Here is a 10,206-nt window from a genome sequence, read left to right as displayed (position 1 = left end):
TTCAGCGCTCGGGGACCCGCACGAGCAGCGAGCCCGGATCCACCCGGATCCGCACGGCCGAGGCCAGCCCGAAGCCGTCGCCGTCCAGCTGGATCTCCTGCGGCTCCTCGACCCGGATGCGCACGTCCTCGCCCTTGAGGTAGATCACGTCGCGGGCGTCCTCGCGCAGGTCGATGAGCTTGCGGCCCGCGGCGGAGCGGCGCAGCACGCCGTTCTCCCACGTGATCGTGTTCCACACCTTGAGCCAGCCCAGCGGGCCGCGCGGCCGCAGCGCCACGATGTCGAGCACCCCGTCGTCCGGCTCCGCGTCCGGGATCAGCAGGATCCCGCCGGGCAGCACCCCGCAGTTCCCGACCATGACCGAGTGCACCGAGACCGTGCGCGACGCCGCGCCGTCGATCGAGTAGCGCAGCTTCACCGGCTGGAGCTCGGCCAGCGCGCGGACGCCGCCGTCGACGTACGCGAGCCAGCCCACCGCCTTCTTCAGCGCCGTGTTGGTCTTCGCGATCATCTTCGCGTCGATGCCGAGGCCCGCCATCACCAGGAACACGTTCTCGATCCGCTCGCCGTCAGGCCGCTCGAGCTCGACGACGCCGGTGTCGATCCGGCGCTCGCCGCCGCCGAACGCGACCCGCACCGCCTCCTCGAAGCCCAGGGGCAGGCCGAGGTTCCGCACGAGCAGGTTGCCCGTGCCGAACGGCAGCACGGCGAGGGCGGTGCCGGAGCCGCGCAGCCCCTCCGCGACCGAGCGCACCGTGCCGTCGCCTCCCGCGGCGAGCACGACGTCGACCCCGGAGGCGGTCGCCGCGCGGGCCTGCGTCGCTCCGGGCTCCGACGGGGTCGTCTCGAACCAGACGGTGGGCGCCCAGCCGTGCTCCTGCTCGGCCGTCGCCACGAGGTGCCGCAGCCGCGCCTGGTCGCCCTTCGAGGGGTTCACGACGACCGCCGCGCGCCTGGATCCGGTCTCCGTCATGGAGGAACGGTAGCGGGCGGCGGCGTCGCTCCGGCTGGGAGGGCTACACCCCGGCGGTGGTGCGGGCGCGACGGGCGCGCTGGCGGTCGTGCTCGGCGCCGAGCAGCGCTCGCGTCTGCGGCGTCCCGAGGAGCTCGATCAGCACGTCGACCTCCTCCTCGAGGCGTTCGGCGTGCACGAGCGGATCGGTGCGCAGCAGCCGCTTCGTCGCGGCGGCCACGTGGGCGGGACGCGCGGCCAGGGCGCTGACGCGCTCGTCGATCCGACCCGCGAGATCGGCGCGCGGCACGATCTCGGTGACGAGCTGCCACTCCAGCGCCTCGATCGCGCGGACCGGACGCCCGGAGAGGGTGAAGTCGAGCGCGCGGCGGCGGCCGATCGTGCGGGGGAGCGAGACCGTCACTCCGCAGTCGGGGACGAGCCCCACGTCGCCGTAGGCGCTGAGGAACACCGCGCCCGGAGTAGCGACGACGATGTCGGCCGCGAGGGCGAACGCGATGCCGGCGCCGGCCGTCATCCCGTCGACGGCGCAGACCACCACGGCGTCCGTCTGCTCCAGCACGCGGAAGACCTCGGCCGACACCGTGGCCAGCTCGCGGAGGTAGAGCTCGGGCTCGGCGGCCCCCATGATCGCCGAGACGTCGCCGCCGGTGCAGAACGCGCGACCGGCCGCCTCGATCACGATCACCGTGCAGTCGGGATCGGCGTCGAGCTCGAGGACCGTCTCGAGGAGCAGCGAGGCGAAGCCGAGGTCGATCGAGTTGAGGGCGCCGGGGCGGTTCAGCACGACGCGGGCGATCGGGCCGTCGCGGGCGACGAGGACGGGAGCGGTCGGGTCGGTCATGCGGCGGTTCCGTTCGGGGGCGGGGCGGGGGAGGGGACTCACAAGATTCGCAGCACTGCCCCCGATCGGATGCCACTGCTCGGGCGATCCCCAGGTGGGGAGGGCACGATGCGCGCCCCGGCTAAACTGCCGGAGTGATTGATCCCGTACTTCTCCGCGAGAACCCGGACGTCCTCAAGCGCTCGCAGGAGGCGCGCGGCGACTCCGTCGAGCTCGTCGACGAGGCCCTCGAGGCCGACCGCGTGCGGCGCGCGGCGATCACCGAGGCCGAGCGGCTGCGCGCCGAGCAGAACGCCTTCGGCAAGACCGTCGCGAAGGCCCCGAAGGACGAGAAGGCCGCCCTCGTGCAGGAGGCGCAGCGCCTCGCCGCCGGCGCCAAGCAGGCCCAGCAGGAGGCGGCGGAGGCGGATGAGCGCTTCACCTCGCTCGTGAAGCGCATCGCCAACCCGATCATCGAGGGCGTGCCCGCCGGTGGCGAGGAGGCGTTCGAGCTCGTCAGGACGGTCGGCGAGCGCCCCGTCTTCGACTTCGAGCCGCGCGACCACCTCGAGATCGGCGAGCTCCTCGACGGCATCGACATGCAGCGCGGTGCGAAGGTCAGCGGCGCGCGCTTCTACTTCCTCAAGGGCCTCGTCGCCCGCCTCGAGATCGCCCTGATGAACCTGGGCCTGGAGCGCGCGCTCGAGGCCGGGTTCACCCCGCTGATCACCCCCACGCTGGTGCGACCCGAGATCATGGACGGCACCGGATTCCTCGGCGAGCACGACGACGAGGTCTACCGACTCCGCGACGACGACCTCTACCTCACCGGCACCAGCGAGGTCGCGCTCGCCGGCTACCACAGCGACGAGATCCTCGACCTCGCCGGCGGAGCCAAGCGCTACGCCGGCTGGAGCACCTGCTACCGCCGTGAGGCCGGCTCGGGCGGTCGCGACACCCGCGGCATCATCCGCGTGCACCAGTTCAACAAGCTCGAGATGTTCGTCTACACGCTCCCCGAGGACGCGGAGGCCGAGCACGAGCGCCTCCTCTCCTACCAGGAGGGCATGCTGCAGAGCCTCGGCCTGCACTACCGCGTGATCGACACCGCCGCCGGCGACCTCGGCCAGAGCGCCGCGCGCAAGTTCGACGTCGAAGCGTGGGTGCCCACCCAGGACGCCTACCGCGAGCTCACGTCGACCTCGAACTGCACCACGTTCCAGGCCCGCCGCCTCGACACCCGCTACCGCACCGAGTCCGGCAAGACCGCTCCCGTCGCGACCCTGAACGGCACTCTCGCGACCACCCGCTGGATCGTCGCCCTGCTCGAGACGCACCAGCGCGCCGACGGCTCGGTCGTGGTCCCGGAGGCGCTGCGCCCGCACCTCGGGGGCCTCGAGGTCCTCGAGCCGGTCGCCACGGCATGAGCGCCGCCTCCGGTCGTCGCCTCGTCGCGCTCGACATCGACGGCACCGTCATGCACGAGGACGGCACCATCACCGACGCCGTGATCGACGAGATCCTGCGCGTCCAGCGCCAGGGCGACGAGGTCATGCTCGCCACGGGCCGCTCGCCCGCGTCCACGCTGCCCGTCGTGGCGCGCCTCGGCATCGCTCCGGAGTACGTGATCTGCTGCAACGGCGCGGTCACCCTGCGCCGCGACGAGGGCGTCGAGGGCGGCTACCGCCCCGAGATCGTCAAGACCTTCGACCCCACCGAGGTGCTGCAGAACATCTTCCGTTTCCTCCCCGAGGCGCACTACGCCGTCGAGGACGAGCACGGCGCCTTCTTCTACACTGAGGCGTTCCCCGGAGGCGCGGTGATGGGCGTCGAGACCACCCACGTCCCGTTCGAGGAGCTCCTGGGCCGCCTCTGCACCCGCGTCGTCGTCATCTCGCCCGAGACCGGCATCGAGGAGTTCTCCGGCCTCGTCGAGAAGATGGGCCTGCACCAGGTCAGCTACGCCATCGGCTGGACGGCCTGGCTCGACATCGCCCCCCACGGAGTGAACAAGTCGACCGCCCTCGAGGTCGTCCGCGAGGAGCTCGGCATCGACCGCTCCGATGTCGTCGCCCTGGGCGACGGCCGCAACGACATCGAGATGCTCACCTGGGCCGCCGAGCACGGTGCCGGGCTGGCGATGGGCCAGGCGCCCGACGAGGTCCGCGCGGTCGCCTCGGCCGTCGTGCCCCCCGTCGAGGAGGACGGCGTGGCCGCCGCCCTCTCGACCCTGCACTGACCCGCGCCGTCCCGAACCGAGGTCGGGAGCGCCCGCCGGCGGCCCTCAGCGTTGCCGCGACGCTCCCGCCCTCGGTTCCGAACGCGGTCCCCGCCCGCGGGACGCCCGTCGGTTACCATCGACTGTCGCGCCCCTCGGGAGCGCGGCCGGGAGGGCTGTCCGAGCGGCCGATGGAGCCAGTCTTGAAAACTGGTGGGCAGAGATGTCTCGTGGGTTCGAATCCCACGCCCTCCGCCACCGGCCGGACGAGTGCGTCGACGTCCTCCCTCCGCCGTCCGAACCGTGCCCCTCAGGCCCCGCAGCCTCCCAGCTGGAAGGTGTCGGAGTCGGACAGCGAGATGGAGTCGACGAGGTCGGAGGCGGCGTCGACGAGGAAGAACAGGTTGCGCCCGGAATCCCCCGCGAGCACGTACACGCGGTAGGACGAGATCGGGTCCGCCTCGTTGATCGTCGGGTACGCGGCCAGGAGCTCGGCGCCGGTCGAGCCGGCAGTGATGCCCGCGGCCGTGCGGGGGAGGACCGCGGGTTCCTGCACGCCGTCCCGCACGTAGTTGGAGACGGCCAGGAGCCCCGACCCGACGCCGTTCCCGTCGACGTCGACCGAGATCGACGCGTCGGCGTTGCCCGGGACTCTCCGAAGATCCGACCGGCAGTCTTCGACGTTCCAGTCGAACGGGATCAGGTCGGTCGTGTCGAGGGCTGCGGCGGCCGCGTCCATCGTGCCGCCGAACGCGATCGGGCCGATCCCGTCGAAGCCGATGATCCAGGTGCCGACGTCCACGGTGGTCGGAGTCGGAGTCGGAGTCGGAGTCGGAGTCGGCTCGGGCTCCGGCGGTGCGACCGGCGGAGCGGTGGCGGTCGTGGTGGGCGTCGGCGCGGGAGTGGAAGTCTCGACCGGAGCGGGTGCGGAGACCGGGCCGGGGAGGACGCCGGTCAACGCGAGTGCGACTCCGCCGCCCGAGACGAGCAGTGCGGCGACGACGAGGCCGATGAGCAGCGACGCGCGGCCGCGCAGCGACGGCCGGGCGCTCCCGGCGCGGGCGTTCTCGACGATCATCGCGCGGAAGGCGCGATCGCGAGCGGGATCGATGACGGGCTTATCGTTCATCGGGCACCTCCATCGGTGGCGGCGTCGGCGGTGAGGTCGGCGATCAGGGCGGCGAGCTTCGCCTTGGAGCGGGAGAGGCGGGATTTCACAGTCCCGACGGGGACGCCGAGCACCGCGGCGGCCTCGGCGACGGGCATCTCAGCGACGACGCAGAGCGAGAGCACGTCCTGATCTCGCCGGGAGAGCCCGGCGAAGGCGTGGCGGATCGCCTCGCGGAGCGGCGCGTCGTCCATCCGCCGGTCCGAGTCGTCGGTGAATTCGCCGTACTCCTCGTGCAGGGGGAGCCGGCTCAGCGCGATCCGGTGCCGGCGACGAGAGCGGTCCACGTTGCGGGCGACGTTGTTCGTCGTGGCGAGCAGCCAGGGCAGCGGCGACCCGTCGACCAGACGGATGCCTGCGCGCTTGCGCCAGGCCTCCAGGAAGACGAGAGCGGCGATGTCCTCGGCGTCGTGCAGGGCGCCGGTGTGCCGCAGCGCGTGCCAGAAGACGCGGTGCCGGAAGGTGTCGTAGAGCCGGCCGAAGCCGTCCGGGTCGCCCGCGAGCACGGAGGCCCAGCTGGACCCGGCGGTGTCCCGCGGCGGTGAGGAGGTGGTCATGTCCAGGTATGTCCGTTCGCCGGGATCGGTTCCACGCTAGCGGCGTGTCGCGGTCCGCTGTCGCCCGTCGGGTCGCAGGATCCCGCCTCCCCGACCGTTCCGGGGCCCGCCGGTTACTATGTCCCGACGCGCACACGCCGGTGGCACCCCGCCCGGCTGCGGCGCGCAGGAATCAGGCAGCACCCAGCACGCGAACGGGAGACGGATGCTCAGGACGCGCCCTTCGACGGATCGATCCGCCGCGGACGAGTCGGCGCGGTCCCCGCGTCCGTACGTGCGGCACGGTCGGCAGAAGCGGCACAGCGTCCCCCGCACCCTCGTGAAGGCCGCCGCCGCGGTCTCCGGAGCGGGCATCGCCGCCTCGATCTCCGTCGTCGCGATCGCCGCGACCCTCCTCGTGCAGTCGGCGCAGCCCTCCGTCGACCTGCACCCCGTCGCCGCCGGGTCGAGCGTCGGGGCCGCCGGAGCGGCACCCGAGATCGGAGCCCTCGAGGGCGGCTTCAACGTCCTCGTCGTCGGCAGCGACTCCCGGCAGGGGCAGGGCGACGCCTACGGCGACCCCGACCAGGAGACGAGCGTCCTGAACGACGTGAACATGCTCCTGCACGTCTCCGCCGACCACACCAACGCCACGGTCGTCTCGTTCCCCCGCGACATGTACGTCGACATCCCCTCCTGCGTGAACGCGGCGACCGGCGAGACGATCCCCGAGCGGTTCGACACCAAGATCAACGAGGCGATGGGCAAGGACGTCAGCCTGGGCTGCGTCGCCGGAGTGGTCGAGGACCTCATGGGCGTCCGCGTCGACTACGGAGCGGTCGTGCAGTTCAACGGCGTCATCGAGATGTCGAACGCGGTCGGCGGAGTCGAGGTCTGCGTCGCCACCGAGATCGCCGATCCGTACACCAACACCTACCTCACGCCCGGCACCCACTCGCTGGAGGGCATGGCCGCGCTGCAGTTCCTCCGCAGCCGCCACGGCATCGGCGACGGCAGCGACCTGACCCGCATCAGCAACCAGCAGGTCTTCCTGTCCTCGCTGGTGCGCGAGATCAAGAGCGCCGACACCCTCCTGAACCCCGTCGCCCTCTACGGGCTCGCGAAGGCGGCGCTGGGCAACATGACGCTCTCGACCGAGTTCAACAACGTCAACACGATGGTGCAGATGGGCCTCGCCCTCAGCGACGTGGACCTCGCCGACGTGGTGTTCGCGCAGTACCCGACGGCCGAGACCTACGGCGGAGTCGTTCCCGAGCGCACCGCGGGCGACGTGCTCGCCACCGCGCTGCAGACCGACCAGCCGATCGCGATCACCGGGGGCACCGGCGGCGGCGCCGTCGTCGAGGGAGCGCCCGCCGCTCCGGCGCCCGCGCAGTCCGAGATCCCGGCGGGTCCCGCGACGGCCGAGCCGCTCGCGACGGCGGAGGCGACCCCGGGGACCCCGGTGCCGGCTCCCGCGGGCGAATCCAAGGTTGCGCTGCCAGACTCGGTGACCGGCCAGAGCGCCGACCAGCAGACCTGCTCGGTCGGATTCTTCGGCTGAGCCGAGGCGGGCCCGGTCTCCGGGAGACGCCCCTCCTCGAGCGCCCGACCGCCGGGGAGGAGCACGGAGCGACTCCCGCGGCGACACCGAGAGGAAGACCCATCCGATGAGCGAAGCCCCGTCGCGCAGGACCGCCGCCCGCCACGGTCGGCTGCGCCCGCAGAGCGGTCTGCGCCGGCTCGGCCGGATCCTCGCCGCCTGCGTCGGCGTCGGCGTGCTCAGCACGGTCTGCATCATCGCGATCGCCGCGTCGATGATCGTCGCCAGCGCCCGTCCTTCCGTCGACCTGGAGGCCGGCAGTCCGGTCCCCGAGATCGGCGCGATCGAGGGCGGCGTCAACATCCTCCTGGCCGGCAGCGACAGCGCCGAGGGGTCCGAGGCGGGCGCGTTCGGCGACCGCACCGAGAACCTCAACGACGTGACGATGCTGCTGCACATCTCCGAGGACCACTCCTCGGTCGAGGTGGTCAGCTTCCCGCGCGACCTGTACGTGCCCATCCCGTCGTGCACCGACCCCGAGACGGGCGCGGTGACCGAGGCGGTGAGCTCCGAGAAGATCAACCAGTCGCTGGAGTCCGGCGGGCTCGCCTGCACCGTGCAGACGGTCGAGCAGCTGACCGGTCTCGAGATCCCGTACGCGGCCCTGATTCAGTTCGACGGCGTCATCGAGATGTCGAACGCGGTGGGCGGAGTCGACGTCTGCGTCGCCACCCCGCTCGAGGACGAGTACACCGGGCTGACGCTCGCGGCCGGCACGCACACGCTCGTCGGGGCCGAGGCCCTGGCGTTCCTCCGGACCCGCCACGGCGTGGGCGACGGCAGCGACCTCACCCGCATCTCGAGCCAGCAGGTGTACCTCTCGTCGCTCGTGCGCAAGGTGAAGAGCGCGTCGACGCTCTCGAACCCGGTCGCCCTCTACGGCCTCGCGAAGGCCGCCGTCTCGAACATGCAGCTGTCCACGTCGCTCGAGAACGTCAACACGATGGTCTCGATCGGCCTCGCCGTGAAGGACGTCGACCTCGCCGATGTGGTCTTCGTGCAGTACCCCACCTTCATCGAGGGCAACGGCGTCTACCCGAGCGAGGAGGCGGCGGCGACGCTGACCGCGGCGCTGCAGGCCGATCGGCCGATCGCGCTGACCGGCACGACCGGCGGCGGCTCGGAGGCGGCCGGCGGGTCCACGCCAGCCCCGTCCGATCCGGCGTCCGAGGCCCCCGTGGCGGAGGAGCCGACCGGGGTCGCCTCCGACACCCCGGCGCCGGGAGGGAGCGCCGTCGCGCTGCCGAGCGACGTCACCGGCCAGACCGCGCAGCAGGAGACGTGCACCGTCGGCCGCACCCTCGACGAGCAGTAGCCCGCGCCCGCGGTGTCGTCCCGGTGCGCCGCGTACGGTTATGATGGTCGTCGTGCGTTCGCCCAGCGGGCGCTCGGGAGTCGTCGCATAGTCCGGTCGAGTGCACCACCCTGCTAAGGTGGAGAACCCTTTATTGGGTTCCGTGGGTTCAAATCCCACCGACTCCGCACCTCTCGAAAGCCCTGCTCCGGCGGGGCTTTCGTCGTTCCGGGGCACCCTCCCCGAGGCGGCGCCGGTCGGCGGGCTACCCTGATCGGATGCAGATCCTCGACGCCCTCGCCTCCGCTCCCGCCCGCCGCGACGTGCAGTCGATCCGGGGAGCGCTCGCCGAGATCGGCGTCGGCGACGACGTGCGGATGCTCATCCGCTCGCCCCGCTACGGCCTCTACGGTATCGAGGGCGTCGTCGGCCGCGCGGTGGGCGGCGAGCTCGTCGTCGCCGACGTGTTCCTCGGCACCGGCACCGAGGTGCAGAGCCTGGCGCTGGCGGCGGCCTCCGAAACGCCGGCGGGGGAGCGGTCGGTCGACGGGCTGCAGCACGGCGATCCCGTGCGCGTGACGTTCTCGACTCCGACGCTCGGCACCTTCACCGTCAGCGGGCCGCTGACGGCCGGGCAGGACGAGCTGCTGCTGGTCGGCAGCTGGATCGTCGCGAACAGCGGAGTGGTCGCGCCGCGCGTCGAGTCGGTCGAGCGGCTCCAGCTGTCCGTCCACAGCGCGCACGTGCCGTCCCCGCGCGCGGCGAAGGCGGAGTAGCACCCTGCGGCGTGCCCGCGGGAGGGGGAGAGCGGCCCCCACCGCACGGGACGACCGGCGAGTGCGCCGGTCGATCGGGGGTGCCGGTCAGTCGGTCTCGGTGAGGCGCACCGTCACGACCGAGGTCGCGGATCCGCCGGGCGTGGTCACCGTGATGGTGAGGACGGCCTCGGCGGGCCGCTCGCTCGACGACAGGTTCTGCGTGTTGACGGCGAACAGGGCGACGCCGGTCGCGCCGGTCGTGATCGTCGCGGACGGGTGCGGACTGCTCTCGGGTCCGCCGTTCGACGGTGCCGGAGAGGCGTAGACGCCGAGGAGGTCGCCGTCGCGGTTGCGACCGGTCGCGACGACCGTGACGGTCGCGTTCGCGACAGCGGCGCCGGACGCGTCGGTGACGGCTACGGGCAGATCGTAGGAGCGCCGCTTGGAGTTCGAGTTGCCGCTGCCGTAGTGGTGATCGCCCTTCCAGGTGGTGATCACGGTGCCGTCCGCGGGCGAGACGGACGGGGTACCGCCGGATGCGGCGGCCAGGGGTGCGGCGATCGCGACCGCGATCGTGGGGACGGTCCAGGTCGCGCCGACGAGGACCGTCCGGCGGTGGATCGTGGCGGGAGTGGCGTGTGAGGGGGGTCGGGTCATGGTGGTCTCGCTCTCGTGCTCTCGGGTAGGGCCACACAAGAATGGGTTCCCGGGAGCGACTCGACTCGTCGGGCGAGGACACTGGCGTGATCGAGGTGGAGAGATGGCGCGAGGCATCGACGAAGGACCCCGGATCGAGATGATCTGCGAGGGAGAGATGAGTGATGCTCAAGCAT

Annotated in this window: 10 protein-coding genes and 2 tRNA genes; 7 read left to right on the top strand and 5 right to left on the bottom strand. The window is 72.3% G+C overall.

From position 1 onward, the window contains the following. Position 1: 1 nt before the first annotated feature. Together LRG51_RS07360 and LRG51_RS07355 are read right to left on the bottom strand one after the other, a co-directional pair. On the bottom strand, positions 2 to 973 hold the full coding sequence (locus LRG51_RS07360; protein ID WP_157603047.1) for a diacylglycerol/lipid kinase family protein: 972 nt from the start codon (positions 971 to 973) through the stop codon (positions 2 to 4). Positions 974 to 1,016: 43 nt separating this feature from the next. Further along, entirely contained in the window at positions 1,017 to 1,817 is an 801-nt protein-coding gene (locus tag LRG51_RS07355) for an enoyl-CoA hydratase/isomerase family protein (RefSeq protein ID WP_055786934.1), read from the bottom strand. A 134-nt stretch (positions 1,818 to 1,951) separates the two neighbouring features. Between LRG51_RS07355 and serS the strand changes: the two genes are divergently transcribed. From serS to LRG51_RS07340, 3 genes are all read left to right on the top strand, one after another. Further along, positions 1,952 to 3,223 (top strand): serine--tRNA ligase, encoded by a 1,272-nt coding sequence (serS, locus tag LRG51_RS07350; RefSeq protein WP_230671917.1) that lies wholly within the window; start codon positions 1,952 to 1,954, stop codon positions 3,221 to 3,223. Beyond that, positions 3,220 to 4,035, top strand: a complete 816-nt coding sequence (locus tag LRG51_RS07345; protein WP_230671915.1) for an HAD family hydrolase — start codon at positions 3,220 to 3,222, stop codon at positions 4,033 to 4,035. The genes serS and LRG51_RS07345 overlap by 4 nt, the downstream gene beginning before the upstream one ends. 149 nt (positions 4,036 to 4,184) lie before the next feature. Continuing rightward, positions 4,185 to 4,272 (top strand) — tRNA-Ser (locus LRG51_RS07340). Between the two features lie 52 nt (positions 4,273 to 4,324). On the opposite strand, the gene LRG51_RS07335 is transcribed toward LRG51_RS07340, so the two are convergent. Next, positions 4,325 to 5,143: a hypothetical protein gene (locus LRG51_RS07335; protein ID WP_230671913.1), complete on the bottom strand. Its 819-nt coding sequence runs from the start codon at positions 5,141 to 5,143 to the stop codon at positions 4,325 to 4,327. Then, a complete protein-coding gene (locus LRG51_RS07330) occupies positions 5,140 to 5,739 on the bottom strand; it encodes an RNA polymerase sigma factor (protein WP_055786946.1) in 600 nt (199 codons plus the stop codon). Before LRG51_RS07330 ends, LRG51_RS07335 begins: the two co-directional genes overlap by 4 nt. Before the next feature lie 274 nt (positions 5,740 to 6,013). Between LRG51_RS07330 and LRG51_RS07325 the strand changes: the two genes are divergently transcribed. The 4 genes from LRG51_RS07325 (at position 6,014) to LRG51_RS07310 (ending at position 9,391) form a co-directional block, all read left to right on the top strand. After that, positions 6,014 to 7,282 carry an LCP family protein gene (locus LRG51_RS07325; RefSeq protein ID WP_230671912.1) on the top strand — a complete coding sequence of 423 codons (1,269 nt, stop codon included), beginning with the start codon at positions 6,014 to 6,016 and terminating at the stop codon, positions 7,280 to 7,282. 106 nt (positions 7,283 to 7,388) lie between these two features. After that, positions 7,389 to 8,636 carry an LCP family protein gene (locus tag LRG51_RS07320; RefSeq protein ID WP_230671910.1) on the top strand — a complete coding sequence of 416 codons (1,248 nt, stop codon included), beginning with the start codon at positions 7,389 to 7,391 and terminating at the stop codon, positions 8,634 to 8,636. Positions 8,637 to 8,712: 76 nt separating this feature from the next. Beyond that, positions 8,713 to 8,803, top strand: a tRNA-Ser gene (locus LRG51_RS07315). A 90-nt stretch (positions 8,804 to 8,893) separates the two neighbouring features. After that, entirely contained in the window at positions 8,894 to 9,391 is a 498-nt protein-coding gene (locus LRG51_RS07310; RefSeq protein ID WP_230671908.1) for a hypothetical protein, read from the top strand. 87 nt (positions 9,392 to 9,478) lie between these two features. Here the strand turns inward: LRG51_RS07310 and LRG51_RS07305 are convergent, their stop codons facing one another. After that, on the bottom strand, positions 9,479 to 10,030 hold the full coding sequence (locus tag LRG51_RS07305) for a transcriptional initiation protein Tat (RefSeq protein WP_230671906.1): 552 nt from the start codon (positions 10,028 to 10,030) through the stop codon (positions 9,479 to 9,481). Between the last annotated feature and the right edge of the window lie 176 nt (positions 10,031 to 10,206).

This window comes from Rathayibacter sp. Leaf248, from assembly GCF_920939495.1.
Taxonomy (GTDB): domain Bacteria; phylum Actinomycetota; class Actinomycetes; order Actinomycetales; family Microbacteriaceae; genus Rathayibacter; species Rathayibacter caricis.
This window is presented reverse-complemented; position numbering and strand designations above follow the sequence as displayed.

Bases quoted from the DNA above. Each gene is read 5' to 3' on its own strand.
- LRG51_RS07360 (WP_157603047.1), bottom strand. From the start codon at position 973: ATGACGGAGACCGGATCCAGGCGCGCGGCGGTCGTCGTGAACCCCTCG.
- LRG51_RS07355 (WP_055786934.1), bottom strand. From the start codon at position 1,817: ATGACCGACCCGACCGCTCCCGTCCTCGTCGCCCGCGACGGCCCGATC.
- LRG51_RS07345 (WP_230671915.1), top strand. From the start codon at position 3,220: ATGAGCGCCGCCTCCGGTCGTCGCCTCGTCGCGCTCGACATCGACGGC.
- LRG51_RS07335 (WP_230671913.1), bottom strand. From the start codon at position 5,143: ATGAACGATAAGCCCGTCATCGATCCCGCTCGCGATCGCGCCTTCCGC.
- LRG51_RS07330 (WP_055786946.1), bottom strand. From the start codon at position 5,739: ATGACCACCTCCTCACCGCCGCGGGACACCGCCGGGTCCAGCTGGGCC.
- LRG51_RS07320 (WP_230671910.1), top strand. From the start codon at position 7,389: ATGAGCGAAGCCCCGTCGCGCAGGACCGCCGCCCGCCACGGTCGGCTG.
- LRG51_RS07310 (WP_230671908.1), top strand. From the start codon at position 8,894: ATGCAGATCCTCGACGCCCTCGCCTCCGCTCCCGCCCGCCGCGACGTG.
- LRG51_RS07305 (WP_230671906.1), bottom strand. From the start codon at position 10,030: ATGACCCGACCCCCCTCACACGCCACTCCCGCCACGATCCACCGCCGG.